The organism is Pseudoduganella sp. GW821-FHT05F09 (assembly GCF_059419605.1).
This window is the reverse complement of the sequence record NZ_JBWKSD010000001.1, coordinates 32,720-52,815: the sequence shown is the minus strand read 5'-3', so window position 1 is coordinate 52,815 and position 20,096 is coordinate 32,720. Positions and strand designations below refer to the sequence as shown.

General features: G+C 70.8%; 10 protein-coding genes. 5 read left to right on the top strand and 5 right to left on the bottom strand.

Annotated elements, in window-relative coordinates; translation table 11 throughout:
* Positions 1 to 5 precede the first annotated feature (5 nt).
* From AC07S4_RS00160 to AC07S4_RS00140, 5 genes are all read right to left on the bottom strand, one after another.
* Entirely contained in the window at positions 6 to 989 is a 984-nt protein-coding gene (locus tag AC07S4_RS00160; RefSeq protein WP_494984671.1) for a WD40/YVTN/BNR-like repeat-containing protein, read from the bottom strand.
* 69 nt (positions 990 to 1,058) lie between these two features.
* On the bottom strand, positions 1,059 to 2,429 hold the full coding sequence (locus tag AC07S4_RS00155; RefSeq protein ID WP_494984670.1) for a DUF1329 domain-containing protein: 1,371 nt from the start codon (positions 2,427 to 2,429) through the stop codon (positions 1,059 to 1,061).
* Positions 2,430 to 2,442: 13 nt separating this feature from the next.
* Positions 2,443 to 4,278 carry a DUF1302 domain-containing protein gene (locus AC07S4_RS00150; protein ID WP_494984669.1) on the bottom strand — a complete coding sequence of 612 codons (1,836 nt, stop codon included), beginning with the start codon at positions 4,276 to 4,278 and terminating at the stop codon, positions 2,443 to 2,445.
* A gap of 183 nt (positions 4,279 to 4,461) precedes the next feature.
* A complete protein-coding gene (gene bktB, locus AC07S4_RS00145) occupies positions 4,462 to 5,643 on the bottom strand; it encodes a beta-ketothiolase BktB (RefSeq protein WP_494984668.1) in 1,182 nt (393 codons plus the stop codon).
* Positions 5,644 to 5,822: 179 nt separating this feature from the next.
* The gene (locus AC07S4_RS00140) at positions 5,823 to 7,463 is read right to left on the bottom strand and encodes a methyl-accepting chemotaxis protein (RefSeq protein WP_494985572.1); all 1,641 of its coding nucleotides are present in this window, start codon (positions 7,461 to 7,463) and stop codon (positions 5,823 to 5,825) included.
* A gap of 769 nt (positions 7,464 to 8,232) precedes the next feature.
* On the opposite strand from AC07S4_RS00140, the gene AC07S4_RS00135 reads away from it, so the two are divergent.
* The 5 genes from AC07S4_RS00135 to AC07S4_RS00115 all read left to right on the top strand — a co-directional run bounded on the left by AC07S4_RS00135 (position 8,233) and on the right by AC07S4_RS00115 (position 20,074).
* Positions 8,233 to 11,832: a hybrid sensor histidine kinase/response regulator gene (locus AC07S4_RS00135; protein ID WP_494984667.1), complete on the top strand. Its 3,600-nt coding sequence runs from the start codon at positions 8,233 to 8,235 to the stop codon at positions 11,830 to 11,832.
* A gap of 81 nt (positions 11,833 to 11,913) precedes the next feature.
* Entirely contained in the window at positions 11,914 to 13,713 is a 1,800-nt protein-coding gene (locus tag AC07S4_RS00130) for a sensor domain-containing diguanylate cyclase (protein WP_494984666.1), read from the top strand.
* A gap of 37 nt (positions 13,714 to 13,750) precedes the next feature.
* Entirely contained in the window at positions 13,751 to 14,755 is a 1,005-nt protein-coding gene (locus tag AC07S4_RS00125; protein WP_494984665.1) for an HD-GYP domain-containing protein, read from the top strand.
* A 172-nt stretch (positions 14,756 to 14,927) separates the two neighbouring features.
* Entirely contained in the window at positions 14,928 to 18,482 is a 3,555-nt protein-coding gene (locus AC07S4_RS00120) for a response regulator (RefSeq protein WP_494984664.1), read from the top strand.
* Positions 18,479 to 20,074 carry an ATP-binding response regulator gene (locus AC07S4_RS00115; protein WP_494984663.1) on the top strand — a complete coding sequence of 532 codons (1,596 nt, stop codon included), beginning with the start codon at positions 18,479 to 18,481 and terminating at the stop codon, positions 20,072 to 20,074. Before AC07S4_RS00120 ends, AC07S4_RS00115 begins: the two co-directional genes overlap by 4 nt.
* The last annotated feature ends 22 nt before the right edge of the window (positions 20,075 to 20,096 follow it).

Sequence of the window (20,096 nt, the reverse complement as noted above, 5' to 3'; positions counted from 1 at the left end):
TTTCCTTACTTCTTCAGGTCGGCCTGTTTCAGGGGCTGCACGCGCAGGCCGCGCGGGCCGCCGATCAGCAGGCGGTCCGCCAGCGGCAGCGCGGTGGCGGCCGGGCCGGGCGGCACGCCGGCCTGGGGCGAAAAGCGCGCGCCGTCGGCGCTGCGCAGCAGCTGGCCGGACTGGCTCACCAGCAGCAGGCTGCCATCCTCCAGCACGGCGCCGGCCGCCAGCGCGGTCTGGGTGCCGGTCTCGGCGCGCGCCCAGCTGGCGCCGCCGTCGGTGCTCAGCAGCGCGGTGCCGCGCAGGCCGAACACCAGCAGGCGCTTGGCGTCGCCGGTCAGGCCGAAGAAGCTGCCCTGGTAGGGCGTGGGCAGCGCGGTGAAGCGCGCGGCGCCGGCGGCGCGCTTGAGCACCAGGCCCTGCTCGCCGACGATGTACAGGTCCGGCCCCACCGCGCGGATGGCGTTCAGGTGCAGGCCGTTGGGGTTGTCCATAAGGTCTTCCGCGTGGAGCCAGCTGCGGCCGCCGTCCTCGCTGCGCAGGGCCAGGCCGAAGGCGCCCACCGCCAGGCCGTGGCCGGCGGCGTCGCACCAGACGTCGAGCAGCGGCTTGTCGCCGGCCTGCGGGTCGCGCCGGCCGTCGAATTGGCGCTGCCAGCTGGCGCCGCCATCGGCGCTGTGCAGGATGGCGCCGTCGTGGCCCACCGCCCAGCCTTCGCGCGGGCTGGTGAAGCGCAGCGCCACCAGGTCGACCGACAGCGGCACTGCGGCCTGGCGCCAGCTGCCGCCCTGGTCGTCGGAATACAGCACGTGGCCGCGCTGCCCGGCCGCCACCACGCGGCTGCCGGCCAGGGCCAGGCTGTTCACCAGGGCGCGGCTGGCCAGCGGCGTGGCCAGCGCGGGAGTGTCGAGCGGATCGGCAAAGCCGGCTTGGGCTGCCTGGGGCGCCAGCAGCAAGGCGGCGCCGGCCAGGACGGCGGCGCGGTAAAGATGTTTCATAGTGACTCGCGAAAAAAAGACCGCCGGCGCGTCGGCTGGCGGTCAAGGGAGAACAGCAGGCTTGCCTTGTTAGCGCACGCCGGCGCCGGACAGCGCTTCGGACGACCACTGGATCGGTTTCAACGGCTCGATATATTTCAGGCCGCCGTATGCGCCGGACATGCCCGACAGGTTGTAGGCGCCGCTGACGAAGTCGTAGATCACGTGGTTGCCGTTATAGGTCGCTTGCGCGTCGTAGGCGTACACCATGTGGTCGAACGAGGAGCGGTACAGCTGGCCCCGCGCGTCGTACTGGTCGGCAGCCAGCGCCACCCAGCTGTCCTCGTCCACGTAGAACACGCGCTTGCCGTAGATGTGGCGCTTGCCCGGTTTCAGCGTCGCTTCCACCACCCACACGCGGTGCAGTTCCCAGCGCAGGAAGTCCGGGTTGATGTGGCCGGCCTTGACCACATCGGCCGCCACCTTGGCGCCGAACAGCTTGTAGTTGTTGTACGGGACCAGCATTTCCTTCTTGCCGATCAGCTTGAAGTCGAAGCGGTCCAGCGCGCCGTTGAAGATCCAGGCGTCGTCGTAGGTGGCTATGCCTGCCGTGCCGGGATTGGGCGTGTCGTAAGCCACGTCCGGCGCCAGCTTGACGCGGCGCTGGCCAGGCAGGTACTGCCACACTTTGCGCGGCTGCACCACCGGGTTGACCGCGTCGAAAGCCATCAGGCCTTCGCCGGCGCGGCGCGCCGGCGCGTTGTAGATCACGCGGGTGCGGAAGAACACGTCGCCCTGCTTGGCCGCTTCGGTGTTTTTCACGTCGGCCAGCGGGAACTCGGAGGTGATCTCGCCCGCCGTGGCCAGGCTGGGCACGCCGGAGGCGTCCACGTTCCAGGACTCGTACTTGGTGGTCAGCGCCTGGCCCTGGTAGCGCAGCAAGTGGTTCCACATCACCTCATAGCCGGACTTGGGGATAGGGAAAGGCACGCCGTTGAGCGCGTTTTCCACGCCCACGCCGCCGTCGGCCGCCTTGGCGTTGACGGCGTTCTTCGCCGTGTTCTCCAGCACCGCCTTGGGCAGCAGCACCGGACGGTGGCTGGGGTAGACGTCGACGCGGAAGGTCGGGAAGCGTTTCAGCAGTTCCTTGGTGCCGGCGGTCAGCTTGTCGTCCATGCCGGCCAGGTTCTTGCCGGTGATGACCAGGCGCGGGGTGTCGGCCGCATACGGGTCGGGACGGGTGCCGCTGCCCTTCACGTAGCCGGCCGGCGGCGCGCTCAGGCCGCCGGTGTATTCGGGGATGGTGCCTTCCTTGTTGCCGGCTTTCTCCGCGCCCACGGCGGTCAGGGTGGCGCCCAGCTGCTTGGCTTCGTCGGCCGGCACGGCGGCATGCGCGCCGCCCGCAGTGCTCAGGCCAGCCGCCAGCGCGGCGGCCAGGATGGTGTATTTAAACTTCAGCATGATGTGCGTCCTGTCAGAAAGTGGTCTTGAAGGTGGCCGCGAGGAAGCCACGGTCCTTGAGCAGCGCCGAGGCGCCGCCGAAGGAGGAAACAGCGCCGTTGGCGTCCAGCGCCAGCGGGCCGAAGAAGCTCACGTACTTCACGTCGAAGCGGTACTTCTGGCGGATGTCGAAGGCCACGCCGGCGCTGTAGGTGCCGGCGCCCTTGTTGCCGCCCACCTGCACCGCCGAGTTGCCCGACATGCCGCGCGACCAGGCCAGCGGCGCGGACACGTCCACGCCCGGCAGGGCCTGGAACCAGGTCGGCGTGAAGGTGGCCTGCAGGCCGAAGAAGTCCTTGGTCACCTTGTCGACGCCGTTGTAGTTGTCGCGGCCCTTGAAGAAGGCGGCGCCCTGGGTCACCTTGTCGAGGCGGTTCCAGGTCATTTCCACCGCCCAGGTGGCGGCGTCCGACAGCGGCGTGCGCGCGATCGCGCCCAGCAGGTTGACCACCCCGTGGTAGGTGTTGCCGCGCGCGCCGCTGACCTGGCCCTGCGCCGGCAGGTCGGCCGCCGTCACCACCAGCACGGGGTTGAGCTTGCCGTTCAGCGCGGTCAGTATGGCCGGGTTGGTGCCGGCCGGCATCAACAGCGCCGGGGTGCCGTTCAGCGGCATGTTGCGGCGGTAGGACAGGTCCGCGCCCACCGACACGCCGGCTACGCTCTTGGCGAGCGACAGGCCCAGCAGGTCGATATGGTCGGCGTATTCCAGCTGGTAGGAGCTGTTGGTGCCCAGCGTGGCCGGATAGAACAGGCACAGATTGCCGGCCACGGCGGCGCCCGGGATGGCGGCTTTGCACAGGCCGGCGCCGGTGGCGCCGAACAGCGCGGTCGGCAAGGCGGCCAGGCGCAGATTGGCCTGCGGCAGCAGGTCGGAGGTGCGGCGCAGGTAGAGGCCGGCGGTGCCGTCCAGCCAGGCCGGGCTCCAGCGCGCGGCCACACCGAAGTCGCCGCGCTTGTGTGGCTTGCTGTCGGCGGCCTTGAGCGCGCCGGGCAGGCCCAGCGCGGACAGGTTGAAGGTTTCCGCGCCCTGGAAGGCGTAGTCGTAGAAGCCGAGGAAGGAGCCGGACTCCGGCAGGCGGGCCGGCTTGGTGTCCAGGAAGTACTGCGCGCTCAGGCCCAGTTCCGGCGTGGGCGACATCTGCACCGACAGCGCCGCGCGCGGCATGAACAGTTCCTTGGCGTCCGTGCCGGGCACCGAATAGGCCTTCAGCAGGTCGACCGGAGACTGGCCGTAATTGGCGCCGTGGATAGGGGTGAACAGGCTCTCGCCCCAGTACAAGGTGTGGCGGCCCAGCTTGACGTTGACCGGCATGTCGGCCACCTCGAAGCTGGTGAACAGGAAGGCGTCCAGCAGCTCGCCCGAGCCCTTGTGGAAGCGCTTGGTGTGGTCCGACAGGCCCACGGCCGGCTTGCCCGCCTCCAGGTGGTTGGAGCTTGCAGGGTTGGTGTTGTCCAGCTTCTGGTAGGCGCGGTCGTACCACGCGGCGGCGGTGACGCGCATGCCCATCTTCTGCTGGAACACCACGTCCAGCTCGGTGAGCCAGTCGACGCGTTCGGATACCGGGCCGCGGTTGAAGTTGCGGTCGCCGTCATCGAAGTTGACCGATTTGAGCAGCGCGGCGTTCTGGTGCTTGAGGCGCTGGCCGTAGTTGAACTTGATGGTGTTGTCGAAGCGGACCGTCAGATCCGGATTGCCGGTCTCGATCTCGGCGGCGTGTGCCACACCGATTGCGCACAGGGCTGCGGCCATGGCGCGCAGGACGGGACGGACGCCGGCAGCGGAATGCCGCGCGGCTACAGGGGTGTGCATGAAGTGTCTCCTCATTATTTTGGTCGCTGGCGGTACCGGCCGGGCTTGTGTCGCCCGGTCCGGGCCAGCGATGAGCCATCATAGAATTCCCGCAGCGCAATCCCGCAGTCAATTCATGACGGCCACTATGCATTTCACGACAAGGCCGCTTTTGCGTTGCGGCGCCGCTGCGCCGCAAGGCGTTCAGCAGCGCTCGAAAATGGCGGCGATGCCCTGCCCGCCGCCGATGCACATGGTGACCAGGGCGTAACGCCCGCCTGTGCGCTGCAGTTCGTGGATGGCCTTGGTGGCGATGAAGGCGCCCGAGCAGCCCACCGGGTGGCCCAGCGCAATGGCGCCGCCATTCGGATTGGTGAGCGCAGGATTGAGCTCCAGCGCCTGCTGCACCGCCAGCGCCTGCGCGGCAAAGGCCTCGTTGGACTCGATCACGTCCATCTGGTCCAGGCGCAGGCCGGCCTTGGCCAGCGCCTGGCGCGTGGCCGGTATCGGACCCTCGCCCATGATGTGGCTGGGCACGCCCGCCAGCGCGTAGCCGGCCAGGCGCGCCAGGGGGGCCTGCGCGTGGCGCACCGCCGCCGCCCGGCCGGCCAGCACCAGGAAGGCGGCGCCGTCGTTCAGGCCGGAGGCGTTGCCCGCCGTGACCGTGCCGCCCGCCTTGAAGGCCGGCTTCATGCGCGCCAGCGCCTCTAGCGTGGTGGCCGGCTTGGGATGCTCGTCGGTGTCGAAACAGACCGTGCCCTTGCGCGTCTCGCGCACGATGGGCACGATCTGCGCGGCGAAGCGGCCCTCGGCCATAGCCACGGCGGCGCGGCGCTGCGACTCCAGCGCAAAGGCGTCCTGCCGTTCACGGCTGATGTCCCACTTTTCGGCCAGGTTTTCGGCCGTGATGCCCATATGGCCGGCGCCGAAGGGGTCGGTCAGCACCGCCACCATCATGTCGATGGCGGCGCTGTCGCCCATGCGCGCGCCGCTGCGCAGCGCCGGCAGCATATAGCCGCCGCGCGACATCACTTCCACCCCGCCGCCTATGCCGTATTCAAAATCGCCCAGCGCGATGCCCTGGGCCGCCGTCAGCACGCCCTGCAGGCCGGAGGCGCACAGGCGGTTGACCTGCATGGCCACCGAGTGGTCCGGCAGGCCGGCGCGCAGCGCGGCCATGCGCGACACGTAGGCGTAGCGGGCGTCGGTCGGGATGCAGGTGCCGAGCACCACGTTGCCCACCGCCTGCGGGTCGACGGCGGCGCGCAGCATGGCTTCGCGCATCACGATGGCCGCCAGTTCGGCCGGCTCCATGTCGGACAGGGCGCCGCCGAAGGCGCCGATAGCCGAACGGGCGGCGCTGAGTACGAAAACTTCCTGATTCATGTATTTCTCCTTGAAGGGGGCTAGCCGCAAGGCGCGGCGCCAGCAAGGGGCACAGTCTCGCGCCGGCGCGCCGGCCGCGTCAATCGGCCAGCGCGCCCGGACGGGCGGCTGTCACGCAATGGATAGCCGCTGTCGCAAAATGGACAGGGCGGGGGGAGCTGCGGGAAGGCGGCCGGCGTTCAGGCCGCCAGCGCCAGCCTGGCGGGGGCGTGCGCGCGCGGCGCGGCGCGGCGCGCGGCGGCGGATTGAGGCGCGGCGTGCGGCACGGCGTGCAGGGCGGCCTGCGGCGCGCCGTCCAGCGTGAACATGCCCACCGTCTGCGCCAGCGCGTCTGCCTGTTCGCGCATGGACTGCGCGGCAGCCGCAGATTCTTCCACCAGCGCCGCGTTCTGCTGCGTGCCCTGGTCCATCTGCGCGATGGCGCGGTTAACCTGCTCGATGCCGGCGGTCTGCTCGCGCGTGGCGGCCGAGATTTCGCCCATGATGTTGGTCACGCGCTGCACGCTGCCGACGATGTCGTCCATGGTGGCGCCGGCCTGGGCCACCAGCGCGCTGCCGGCGTCCACCTTGCCCACCGAGTCGTCGATCAGGCCCTTGATTTCTTTGGCCGCCGCCGCGCTGCGCTGGGCCAGCGTGCGCACCTCGGTGGCCACCACCGCGAAGCCGCGGCCCTGTTCGCCGGCCCGGGCCGCTTCCACTGCCGCGTTCAGCGCCAGGATGTTGGTCTGGAAGGCGATGCCGTCGATCACGCTGATGATGTCGGCGATCTTCTTCGACGAGGTGTTGATCGCAGCCATGGTGTCGACCACCTCGGCCACCACGGCGCCGCCCTTGAGCGCCACCGCCGACGCCGATTCGGCCAGGCCATTGGCCTGCTGCGCGTTGTCGGCGCTCTGGCGCACGGTGGAGGTCAGTTCTTCCATCGACGACGCGGTTTCCTCCAGCGCGGCGGCCTGCTGCTCGGTGCGGGTGGACAGGTCCAGGTTGCCGGCCGCGATTTCGCGCGCCGCCGTGGCAATGGTTTCGCTGCCGCCCTGCACGTCGCGCACCATGCCGGCCAGGCTGACGCTCATGTCGGCCAGCGCCTGCAGCAACTGGCCGGCTTCGTCGCGGCGGTCCACCACCACGCGGGCCGACAGGTCGCCGGCGGCCACTTGCTGGGCCAGGCCGATGGCGGTGTCCAGCGGCTGGGTGATGCTGCGGGTGACGTAATGGCCCACAATGAAGCCGGCCAGCATGGCGGCGCCGGTCAGCAGCACAGTCCACAGGCGGGCGTCTTCATAGGCCGCGCGCGCTTCCTGCTGCGCGGTGGCGGCGCGCTTGGCCTGGTGCAGCGCCATCGCGTCCAGCGCGCCCAGCCATTTCAGCTGGGCCGGCCGCGATTGCTCCAGCAGTACTTTACTCGCTTCCTCGGTCTTGTTGGCGACGCCCAGCGCGGCGGCGCGGTCCAGCAGTGGCTCGGCCACGCCGCGCGCAGCGGCGACCTTGGCCATCAACGCCCTGCCCTCGTCCGAGCTGATCAGATCGGCCATGCGTTCCGCGTCTTCCTGGTAGGCTTTCTTCTCGGCGGCGATCAGCGCCGCGACGGGCGCCATGTCGCGCTCGTCGTCCATAATCATCAGGTCGCGCACCGCCAGCGCGATGTTGCGCGAATGGTCCAGCATGCGGTTGGCCGCCTCCACCTTGGCATAGCTGTCGTTGACCAGGAAGTCCAGGTTCTGCTGGATGTGCGCCAGGCGCACCATGGCCAGCACGGCCAGCACCAGCATAAACATTTGCATCACGCCAAAACCGAGGCCGAGACGGCGGCCAATTTTCATATTCTTCAAACCATTACTCCTATTATTTTTAGTCGGGCAATCCAGGCGCGAGCGGACCTGCCCGAATGGACGGGGGACGGCTCGAGCGACAAGGAAGCGGAAAAGGCAAAGCGCCGCACAGGAACGTGGTGCGGACTAAAGGGACCGGGAAGCGCCTGGCGAAAAGGCCGGGCGTCCGGTAGGCAATCAGGGGGGCTGCGCGGCGGACACAGTGTTGTGGTGTTGCCGAATGGAAACAAGAGTATATGGCGCGGAGCGCAACGCCGCTACGCAATACACGTCAAAGTCTTGTCATTCGATGACAGACGGGGGTTTCCCCTCAGGCGGCCGATGTCGTCCAGGATAATCATGCGCTCGTCGAGCGCGCCAGTGCCGGCCAGGTGCTGAGCACGATCACCACGGTGAAGGCGTCGTAGCTATGTCGCTGGCTGGTCAAACTGGTTTGCGGCTGTCATGATGCTTCCTTGTGTTTGGTAGTGAGAGCTGTCGAGGCCGAAGGTATATAGTTCAGTTGCGCGCGCGGGGCGGCGGGCAGCGCGAAACTGCGGGCCGCTCTGGCAAGCGAACAAAAACACAGGCTTGGCACGGCGCGCCGGTGGCGCGCTCGTAATTGGCGACAGCGGCTGCGCATTTGGCGACGCGCGCAAGCCCCGCGCGCGCTTCCGTGTCGCTGATTGCACAGCCGTTGTCGCCCAGTGCGCAGCGGCGTCCGGCGGCCTGCTACATCATACTGATTTAGTTTCCAACAGGAAACCACTCCGGTGCAACCATGACGCTTTCCTTCCTGCGCAAGCTTTCAATACGACAGAATTTCATGCTGCTGGCCGGCGCCGTGGCGCTGCTGATGGCGCTGGCCATCGCCGCCTCCAGCGCCGTCACACGCAGCAACGCACGGCTGGACCAGGCCAACCAGGACCGCCACGCCAACTTCCTGCTGGCCAACGAACTGCGCCAGAGCTCCGAGGACCTGACCCGGCTGGCGCGCACCTTCGCCGTCACCGGCGAAGAACGCTACGCCGAGCAATACCAGGCCGTGCTCGCGATCCGCGAAGGCGCGCGCCCTCGCCCGCAGCACTACGAGCGCATCTATTGGGACTTCCTCGCGGCCGACGGCAAGGCGCCGCGGCCGGACGGCGAAACCGTACCCATGGCCAAGCTGCTGAGCCGCTCCGGCATCACCCCGGCCGAGCTGGCCAAGTTGTCCGAGGCCAAGGCCGCCTCGGACGCGCTGGTGCGGACCGAGCGCATTGCCATGAACGCGGTGCGCGGCCTCTACGACGACGGCCAGGGCAACTACACCGTGCGGCGCGCGCCGGACCCCGAGCTGGCGCGCCACATGCTGCACAACGCGACCTACCATATCAACAAGGCGGCCATCTACCACCCGCTCGACGAGTTCTTCGTCATGCTCGACCAGCGCACCGAGGCCCGCGTGGCGCAATCCCGGGCCGACGCGGAGCGCATGGCCGAGCTGGTGTACCTGCTGAACGGCGCCGTGCTGCTCACGCTGGCGGCCATGCTGCTGTCGGTCTACCAGGCCATCCGCACGCCGCTGGCGCAGGCGGTGGCCATCGCGCGCCGCATCGCGGCCGGCGACCTGGACGGCGACATCGCGGTCGGCGCCGGCGGCGAAACCGGCCAGCTGCTGGCCGCGCTGGCCGGCATGAAGGCGGCGCTGCTGCAGCACATGGCCGCCAGCGGCCTGCTGCTGGACCGGCTGGTGGACATGACGCAGGCCATCCCGGTGGCGGTGTTCCAGCTGCGCATCCTGGACAACAACCAGGCCCGCTTCAAGTTCATCGGCGCCCCGGCCAGCGAGCTGATCGGGGTTGACCCCGACGAGTTGATGCGCGACGCCACGACCTGCTGGCGCCACGTCGAGCCGGCCCTGCGCGACGAGCTGCGCAGCCGCCTGGACTGGAGCCGCGCGGCGGCCGAGTCGGGCGTGGTGGACTTCGTGGTGCCGGTGCAATGGGACGACAGGCAGCGCTGGGTGCGCCTGCGCGCGCGCGCCCACACGGCGCCGGACAAGCGCGGCATCTGGAACGGCTACATCGAGGACGTGACGGCCGCGCGCGAGGCCGAACAGGCGCTGCGCGAAGCCAAGGAGGCGGCCGAGTCGGCCTCGCAGGTGAAATCGAACTTCCTGGCCAATATGAGCCACGAGATCCGCACCCCGATGAACGCCATCCTCGGCATGAGCCATCTGGCGCTGCAGTCTGACCTGTCGCCGCGCCAGCACGACTACGTGAGCAAGATCCAGCGCGCCGGCCAGCACCTGCTGGGCATCATCAACGACATCCTGGACTACTCCAAGATCGAGGCCGGCATGATGACGGCCGAGCAGATCGATTTCCAGCTCGATAGCGTGCTCGACAACGTGCTGGGCCTGACCACCGAGCAGGCCCGCGCGCGCGGCCTGACGCTGCACCTGGACGTGGGCGCCGACGTGCCGCACGATCTGGTGGGCGATCCGCTGCGCCTGGGGCAGATCCTGATCAATTTCGCCGGCAACGCCGTCAAATTCACGCCCCAGGGCAACGTCACGCTGTCGGTGCGGGTGCAGCAGCACGACGGCGGCGACGACGGCCATCCCGGCAGCGCGCTGCTGCGCTTCGCGGTGCAGGACACCGGCATCGGCCTGTCGCCCGAGCAGCGCGCCGGCCTGTTCCAGTCCTTCAGCCAAGCCGACACCTCGACCTCGCGCAAGTACGGCGGCACCGGCCTGGGCCTGGCGATCTCGCACAAGCTGGCCGCGCTGATGGGCGGCGAAGTCGGCGTGGACAGCGTGCTGGACCAAGGCAGCACCTTCTGGTTCACCGCGCGCGTGGGCCTGCGCCAGGGCCGCCACCTCAGCCACGCGGCCTTGCACGGCCTGCGCGTGCTGGTGGTGGACGACGAAGAAGGCGCGCGCCAGGTGGTCGAAGCCCAGCTGGCGGCCATGGGCCTGGACGTGGGCCACGCGGACAGCGGCGCCGAGGCGCTGCGCGCGCTAGAAAGCGCCGGCGCGGCGGGCCTGCCCTATCAGGTGGTGCTGCTGGACTGGCAGATGCCGGTGCTGGACGGAGTACAGACCGCCAAGGCCATCCAGGCCCTGCCGCTGGCCGCCCCGCCCCGGCTGGCCATCCTGACCGCGCATGCGCGCCACGAGCTGCGCCAGCAGGCCGAGCTGCTGGGCATCGAACTGGTGCTGAGCAAGCCGGTCAACGCCTCGTTGCTGTTCGACTCGCTGATGCACCTGGCCGGCCAGGAACCGGAGCAGCTGCTGCCGGCCCTTGCCGCCCCGCGCGCCGCCGTCGACACGGCCGCGCTGGAGGCGATTCGCGGCGCGCGCGTGCTGCTGGTGGAGGACAATGAGCTGAACCAGCAGGTGGCCAGCGAAATGCTGGCCGCCGCCGGGGTCGTGGCCGACATCGCCAACCACGGTGCCGAGGCCCTGACCATGCTGGCCCAGCAGCACTACGACCTCGTGCTGATGGACATGCAGATGCCGGTGATGAACGGCCTGCAGGCTACCGAGGCGATCCGCGCCGGCAAGCGCCACGCCGGCCTGCCCATCGTCGCCATGACCGCCAACGTGCTGACCGAGGACAGGGCGCGCTGCCACCAGGCCGGCATGAACGACTTCCTGTCCAAGCCGGTCGAGCCTGAGGCGCTGTGGGCCATGCTGCTGCGCTGGATACCGTCGCGCAGCGCCGGCAGCGGCGCCGGGCCGGCGCCGGCCGCGCCGCCACTGGACGCCGCGCCCGCGATCGCCGGGCTCGACACGGCGGCCGGCCTGCGCCGCGTGCTGGGCAAGCTGGGCGCCTACTACAAGCTGCTCAACACCTTTGTGCGCGACCAGGGCCCGGCGCCGGAACTGATCACGGTGCGCCTGGCAGCCGGCGACACCGACGGCGCCCTGATGCTGCTGCACACGCTGCGCGGCGTGGCCGGCAACGTCGGCGCGGTGCGGGTGGCGCAGCTGGCGCTGCAGCTCGAGCTGGCGCTGCGGCTGGAAACCCCGGCCGAACTGGCGGTGCGCTGCGCCGCCCTGGTGGCCGAGCTGCAAGCCGTGCTGGGGGCGGTGCGCGCCGCGCTGCCGGCCGACCATGCCGAGGGCGGTGCCGCGCCCGGCGCCGGCGCGGCTGCCGCGCTCGACGAGGCGCGCCTGGCCGCCGTCTGCGCGCGCCTGCTGCCTCTGCTGGCCGACAACGACTCGCAGGCCGAGAACGTCGTGCTGGAGGAGGCGGCCCTGCTGCGCGCCGCCTTCGGCGCTGTCTGCACCGAGCTGGAGGCGGCGCTCGACCAGTTCGACTTCGACCGCGCCCACGCGCTGCTGGCCGGCGCCTGCCAGGCGCGCGCCGCCGCCCACGGCACGCCGGCCTGACCCGCGTCCCGGGGGGCGCCGTCGGCGCCCCAACCCTACCGGCAATTCCTTACCAAACAATTTACCGAATACTGACCGTCCATGCCCCTCTCTCTAGCAACTCCGAAACAACTGGGCGTCACGCCCCCGCCGCGCTGGCCGGTCTGGACCTTGTCGGCCGCCGTCCTGCTATCCCTGGTCCTGATGGCCATGCAGTCCTGGAACGACCGGATCGAACTGGACCGGGCCACCGCGCACAACGTGCGCAACGTTGCCACCGTGCTGGGCGGGACCGCCAACCAGCACTTCCGGCTGCTGGCCGACGCCCTGCGCGGCATGGACGGGCTGGCGGCGGCCGGCGCCGGCCGCAACGCCGCCGGCGCCACGGACGCACTGCTGGCGCTGCGCGACGCGCTCGACCACGCGCTGCCCGGCAGCGAACTGGCCATCCTGAGCCCCGACGGCGCGGTCCTGCTGGCCAGCGACGCGCAGCTGCCCAACCAGCTGCCGCGCCTGCCCGCATTGCTGGGGCAGGCGCGGCGCGGCGGCGGCACCAGCATTGAAAACGCGCTGCACGGCCCGGCCTGGGTCACGGTCAAGCCCCACCTGGACGCCGGCGGCAAGCTGGCGGCGGTGCTGCTGGCCAGCGTGCCCGGCAGCAGCATGGGCCGGCAGGCGGCCGGGCTGACCCTGTTGCCGCTCAGCGCCATCACGCTGCTCGACGAAGCGCGCCGGCCGCTGGCGCAGTGGCCGGCCGGCCCGGCCGCGCTGCCCGGCACGCCCTTCCCCGTGGGCGCGCCGCTGCCGGGCCGGTTCCAGTCCGGTTTCCAGGACTCGCCGCTGGACGGCCAGCAGCGCCTGGCCGCCGAAGTGCCGCTGCAACTGGCCTGGGCCGGTCCCGGCCAGCGCTGGCTGCTGCAGTACGGCCAGGGCACCGGCGACTACCGGCGCGCCTGGAACAGCAGCGTGCTCTTCAACCTGATGATCTCGGCGCTGCTGCTGGTCATGCTGTTCGGCCACCTGCGCGCCTACCACCGGCGCCGCGCCCAAGTGGCGCGCGCCGACGGCACCATGCAGCTGCTGGGCCAGGTACTGAACACCCTGCCCACGCCGCTGGCCCTGGTCGAGCAGGACGGCGCCATCGCGGTCGGCAACTCGGCGCTGCTGGAGCGCTTCGGCGCGCTGGGCGGCCCGGGCCAACCGGTGGCGCGCCTGTTCGCCGACGGCGCCGACTGGCATGCCCTGACCGCAGCCGGCAAGGCCGACGCGCTGGCCATGTGCTGCCGGCGCGGCGATATGGTGGCGCAAGCCCACTGCACCGCACTGCAGGCGCGCGCCGCGCGCTACTGGCTGCTCAGCCTGGTCGACGTGACCGACCAGCAGCAGCGCATGAGCGCCCTGGTGGGGGCGGCCATGCGCGATCCGCTGACCGGGCTGGCCAACCGCCGCGGCTATGCCGAAGGGGCGGCGGCGGCGCTGGCGGCCAGCGCCGCGCACGGCGCCCCGCTGGCCCTGCTGGCGCTGGACCTGGACCACTTCAAGCGCGTCAACGACACGCATGGCCACGCGGCCGGCGACCAGGTGCTGGTCACGGTGGCGCGCCTGATCGGCGGCGCCATGCGCGACGGCGACCTGGCGGCCCGCCTCGGCGGCGAGGAGTTCACGCTGCTGCTGCCGGGCGCCGACGCGGCCCAGGCGCACGCGGTGGCCGAACGTGTGCGCCTGGCCATCGCCGCCACCCCCATCAAGATCGACAGCGGCGCCGTGCTGACGCAGACGGTGAGCATCGGCATCAGCCTGCTGCTGCCCGGCGAGACCGCCCTGGAAGCGGCGCAGGAACGCGCCGACGCCGCCCTGTACCGCGCCAAGGAACTGGGCCGCAACCGCACCGTGGCCGCCTGAGCGCCCCCCTATTCGACACTGCAACGACTGAACCATCATGGAAAAACAACTGATCCTGGCCGTCGACGACGAAAGCGCCAATCTGCGCCTGCTGAGCGAAGTGCTGGGCGACGCCTACCGCGTGCTGTGCGCCAAGGACGGCGAGCGGGCGCTGGAACTGGCGCACGCGGCGCGGCCCGACCTGATCCTGCTGGACGTGGTGATGCCCGGCCTGGGCGGCTACGACGTGTGCCGCCGCCTCAAGGCCGATCCGGCCACCGCCGCCATCCCCGTCATTTTCATCTCGGTGCGCGGCGCCACCGACGACGAGCTGCACGGCTTCGCCTGTGGCGCGGTGGACTACATCAGCAAGCCGGTCAGCCCGCCCATCGTGCAGGCGCGGGTGCGCACCCATCTGTCGCTGGTGCGCCACGAGGAGCTGCGCGCCAGCCGCCTGCAGATCGTGCAGCGCCTGGGCCGGGCCGCCGAGTACAAGGACAACGAGACCGGCATGCACGTGATCCGCATGAGCCAGTACGCGCGCCTGCTGGCGCTCAAGGCCGGCCTGGGCGAGCAGATGGCCGACGCGCTGCTGCACGCCGCGCCCATGCACGACGTGGGCAAGATCGGCATCCCGGACCACATCCTGCTCAAGCCGGGCAAGCTGGACGCCGAGGAATGGGCCATCATGCAGACCCACGCGGCGATCGGCGCCGACATCATCGGCCAGCATGCTTCCGGCCTGCTGCAGCTGGCGCACTGCGTGGCGCTCGAGCACCACGAGAAGTTCGACGGCAGCGGCTATCCGCGCGGCCTGGCCGGCGAGCAGATCCATATTGCCGCGCGCATCGTGGCCATTGTCGACGTCTACGACGCCCTGACCTCGGCCCGTCCCTACAAGGCGGCGTGGCCGGACGACCAGGTGGTGGCCTATCTGCTGGAACAGCGCGGTAGCCACTTCGACCCGGACCTGGTCGACCTGTTCCTGGCCAGCCAAGCCGAAGTGGACGCGATCCGGCGCCGCTGGAGCGACCGCCAGGCCGGCCTGTCGCCAAATGCCTAGCCGGTGACGCCCAAAGCGTCTTACCCAAAGGCACTAACCAGCAACATGGCGGACCGGGCGCGCAGACGGTTTTTTTCCCTGCGGGCTCTGCTACACTCCCTGCAGACGTGCCGTCGGCATGGCGGCAGTGGCTTAGCGCTTGATATCAACTTGAACAGGCTGAAGAGGCACGATGCGTTTCCCCATTCCACACCGGCTGCCGCGCTTCCAGCACATGAACATCGGCCTGCGCCTCGGCCTCGGCTTTGGCGCCGTGCTGGCACTGCTGCTGGTCATGGCCGGGCTGGGCGTGGCGCAGATGAGCGCCATCCAGGAGAACCTGGAGCACATCGTCCAGACCGACAATGTCAAGGTCGAGCTGACCAACGGCATGCTCGACAACGCGCGCAACATGGCGCTCGACGCGCGCGACCTGATCTTCATGACCGAGGAGCGCGCCATGGCGCCGGTCATGGCGCACTACCTGCAGGAAAAAACCAGCTACCGCCGGCGCGCCGCGCAGCTCGGCGCGCTGGCCGGCACCGGACAGGGCGGCGAGATCCTGGCCCGGATCAAGGCCGCCGACGCGGTCGCCATCCCGGTCATGGACAAGGCCGCCGCGCTGGGCCGCATCAACCACGCCGAGGAAGGCAGCGCGACCCTGCTGGAAGTGTCCCGGCCGGCCCAGCTGGTGTGGATCGCCGTCATGAACGAGATGGCGCAGTTCCAGAAGCGGCACTCGGAGCAGTCGGCGCAGGCCTCGCGCCGCGACTACGAAAACGCGCGCCTGTGGGCGGCGCTGCTGGCCGGCTGCGCGCTGCTGAGCGGCGCAATCATCGCCTGGCTGGTCAGCCGCAGCATCACCCAGCCCCTGCACGCGGCGATCGGCCTGGCCGAGACCATCGCCGCCGGCGACCTGGACGGACGCATCGAGACCCGCGCCGGCGGCGAGACCGGCCAACTGCTGGCGGCGCTGGCGCGCATGCAGGCCGCGCTGCTGGGCCACATGGCCGACAACCGGCTGCAGCTGGACCGCATGGTGGCCATGACGCAGGCGATCCCGGTGGCGGTGTTCCAGCTGCGCGTGGGCACGGACGACAAAGCCCGCTTCAAATTCGTCGGCGCGCCGGTGCGCGAACTGATCGGCGTGGACGCCGCCGAGCTGATGGCCGACGGCGCGGCCGGCTGGCGCCACGTCGAGCCGCAGGCGGCGGCCCGGCTGCGCGGCAGCTTCGACTGGCAGGCGTTGCGGCGCGGCGCCGGCGTGATCGACCATGTGCTGCCGGTGCGCCTGGACGGCCGCGAGCGCTGGGTGCGCTGGCACGCGCGGGCGCACACGGCGCCGGACCAGCTCGGCCTGTGGAGCGGCTATTTCGAGGACGTGACGGCGGCGCGCGAGGCCGAACAGGCGCTGCGCCAGGCCATGGCGGCGGCCGAGGCCGCCCTGCAGGTGAAATCCAACTTCCTGGCCAATATGAGCCACGAGATCCGCACCCCGATGAACGCCATCCTCGGCATGAGCCATCTGGCGCTGCAGACCGCACTGTCGCCGCGCCAGCACGATTACGTGAGCAAGATCCAGCGCGCCGGCCAGCACCTGCTGGGCATTATCAACGACATCCTGGACTACTCCAAGATCGAGGCCGGCATGATGACGGCCGAGCAGATCGATTTCCAGCTGGACAGCGTGCTCGACAACGTGCTGGGCCTGACCGCCGAACAGGCCGGCGCGCGCGGCCTGGCCTTGCACCTGGACGTCGCCCCCGACGTGCCGCGCGAGCTGGTGGGCGACCCGCTGCGCCTGGGCCAGATCCTGGTCAACTTCACCGGGAACGCGGTCAAGTTCACCCACCAGGGCAGCGTCACCCTGTCGGTGCAGCTGCTTGAAACGCAGGCCGACGGCGCGGTCCTGCTGCGTTTCGCGGTGCAGGACACCGGCATCGGCCTGTCGCCCGAACAGCACGCCGGCCTGTTCCAGTCCTTCAGCCAGGCCGACACCTCGACCTCGCGCAAATACGGCGGCACCGGCCTGGGCCTGGCGATCTCGCACAAGCTGGCCGCGCTGATGGGCGGCGAGGTCGGCGTGCACAGCGTGCTGGGCCAGGGCAGCACGTTCTGGTGCACGGTGCGGGCCGGCGCGCGCGAACGGGTGCGCCCGGCCGGCCATCCGGGCCTGCTCGGCCTGCCGGTGCTGGTGGTGGACGACCAGCACAGCGCGCGCGCGGTCGTGGCGGCACAGCTGGCCGCGCTGGGCCTGCAGGTTGGACATGCGGACAGCGGCGCCGAAGCGCTGCGCGCGCTGGCGCAAGCCGCCGCCGAGGGGCATCCCTACCGCATGGTGCTGCTGGACTGGCAGATGCCGGGTCTGGACGGGGTGCAAACGGCCAAGGCGATCCACGCGCTGGAGCTCAATCCGCCGCCGCGCCTGGCCATCCTGAGCGCCCACGCGCGGCACGAACTGCGCCAGCAGGCCGCACTGCTGGGCATAGAACAGGTGCTGAGCAAACCGGCCAGCTTCGCGCTGCTGTTCGACACCCTGCTGCACCTGGCCGGCCTGGAGCCGGAAAGCGCGGCGCACACCGCGCCGGGCAAGCAAGGCGGCCAACCCGGCGGCGCCCCCGGCCCGGCCGACCTGGCCTGCCTGGCCGGCGCGCGCGTGCTGCTGGCCGAGGACAACGAACTGAACCAGCAAGTGGCCTGCGAGCTGCTGGCCGCCGCCGGGGTCGAGACCGACATCGCCAGCGACGGCGCCGCAGCCCTGGCCCTGCTCGCGGAGCGGCACTACGACCTGGTACTTATGGACATGCAGATGCCGGTCATGAACGGCCTGGAGGCGAGCGCGGCGATCCGCGCCGAGCGCCGCCACGGCCAGCTGCCCATCGTCGCCATGACCGCCAATGTGCTGACCGAGGACCGCGCGCGCTGCCAGCTGGCCGGCATGAACGACTTCCTGGCCAAGCCCATCGAGCCGGAAGCGCTGTGGGCCATGCTGCTGCGCTGGATACCGCCGCGCCGGCCCGGCGCGGCAGCGCTGCCCGAGGCCGCCATGCGGGGCGTAGACGCCGCAGACGCACCGGCCGGCTCGCCGGACAGCACGCCCGCCATCGCCGGCCTGGACACGGCGGCCGGCCTGCGCCGCGTGCTGGGCAAGCTGCCGGCCTACAACAAGATGCTGCACACCTTTGTGCGCGACCAGGGCCCGCTGCCGGCCCTGCTAACGGCCAGCCTGGCGGCCGGCGACAGCGGCGCCGCGCAGCACCTGCTGCACACGCTGCGCGGTGTGGCCGGCAACATCGGCGCCGACCGCGTGCAGCAGCTGGCGCTGGCGATGGAACTGGCGCTGCCGCTGGAGACGGCGGCCGAATTGGCCACGCGCGGCGAGGCGCTGGCGGCTGAACTGGCCGCCGTGCTGGCGGCGATCCGGGCCGCGCTGCCCGCCCCGGCCGCAGCGGCCGCAATGGCCAATCCGGCAGACGCGCCGGCCAAGCCGCCGGCAGGCCTGCCCGCAGGGCTCGACGAAGCGCGCCTGGCCGCCATCTGCCAGCGCCTGCTCGGCCTGCTGGCCAACAACGATTCGCAGGCCGAGAACGTCCTGCTGGACGAAGCGCCCCTGCTGCGCGCCGCCTTCGGCCCGGCCTGCGCCAGGCTGGAGGCCGCGCTGGACCAGTTTGACTTCGAGCAGGCGCACGCCGTGCTCGACGCGGCCTGGGCCGCGCACCAGACCACACAAATAGGAGACGCCGCATGAGTTTGGGACCGATACGCTTCCTGGTGGTGGACGACATGGAGGTGATGCGCAAGCTCACCGTCGACCAGCTGCGCGCGCTCGGCGCGCAGCACATCGAGCAGGCGCCCGACGGCGCGGCCGCGCTGGCGCTGCTGCGCACCCGCCACTGCGACCTGGTGCTGGCCGACTGGAACATGCCCGTCATGACCGGCATCGAGCTGCTGCGCACGGTGCGCGCCGACGCCGAGCTGGCCAACCTGCCCATCATCATGGTGACGGCCGAATCGGAGCGCAACCGGGTCCAGGAGGCCATCGCCAGCGGCGTGTCCGAGCTGCTGGTCAAGCCCTACACCACCCAGCGCCTGGGCGACAAGGTGTTCAAGGTGCTGCAGCGCAGCAGCCGGCGCGCGGCGGCCGAGCTGGCGGCCACCGAAGCGGCCCAGCGTTTCGCCGAGCAGGCCGCTGCCGAAGCGGCAGCCGCAGCCGCAGCCAACGCGGCCGCCGCTGCGGCGCCTCCGGCCGACCCCGCGGACGACGACGAGCGCCTCACCATCCTGGCGGTGGACGACACGCCGGACAACCTGCGCCTGATCTCGCGCGTGTTCGAGGACAAGTTCCGGGTGCGCCTGGCCCACAACGGCGAAAAAGCGCTGGCCATCTGCGCCTCGGAGCAGCCGCCCGATCTGGTGCTGCTCGACATCATGATGCCCGGCATGGACGGCTTCGAGGTGGCGCGCCGCCTGCGCGCCCTGCCGCAGGGCGAACACATGCCCATCATCTTCGTCACCGCCATGAACGACGTGGCGGCGCAGCGGCGCGGCCTGGGCCTGGGCGCGGTCGATTTCATCAGCAAGCCCATCGATCCCGACATCCTGCGCCTGCGGGTGCACAACTTCGCGCGCTGGATATTGCGCCAGAAGGACCGCCAGGCCGAGTACGACGACATGCTGGCGCACGCCCGCCTGCGCGCCGACGTCGAACGCATGCTGCGCCACGACCTGCTCGGCCCGCTGGGCGGCGTGGCCGGCCTGGCGCAGCAGCTGGCCGGGGCGGCCGACCTGCCGCCGCAGCACGCCGAACTGGCGCAGCTGATCGCGCGCGCCAGCCTGCAGGCGCTCGACAGCATCGCCCTGTCGGCCGAACTGTTCAAGATCGAAAGCGGGGCCTACACGCGGCGCACTACCCCGGTGCCGCTGGCGCCGCTGCTCGAGCAGGCCGCCGCGCTGCTGCGCGCCAGCTTCGCCAGCAAGCCGGTGCTGGTGCACTGCGACACCACGGCGGCGCCCGGCGCGGCCACCACCGGCGACCCGCTGCTGTACGGCGCGGTGTTTCACAACCTGCTGAAAAACGCCTGCGAGGCGGCGCCGCCGGGCGCCACCGTGCAGTTGCGCCTGCTCGCCACCGCACCGCCCAGCGTGGTGCTGGAGAACCCGGGCGCGGTGCCGGCCGCCATGCGGCCGCGCCTGTTCACCAAGTACGCCACCAACAAGGCCGGCGGCAGCGGCCTGGGCACCTACTCGGCGCGCCTGCTGCTGGAAGCCCAGGGCGGCCGGGTCGACCTGCACAGCAGCGACGAAGAGGACCGCACCGTGGTCACCGTCACCCTGGCCTGAGGCCGACAAGACAACGAGGAAT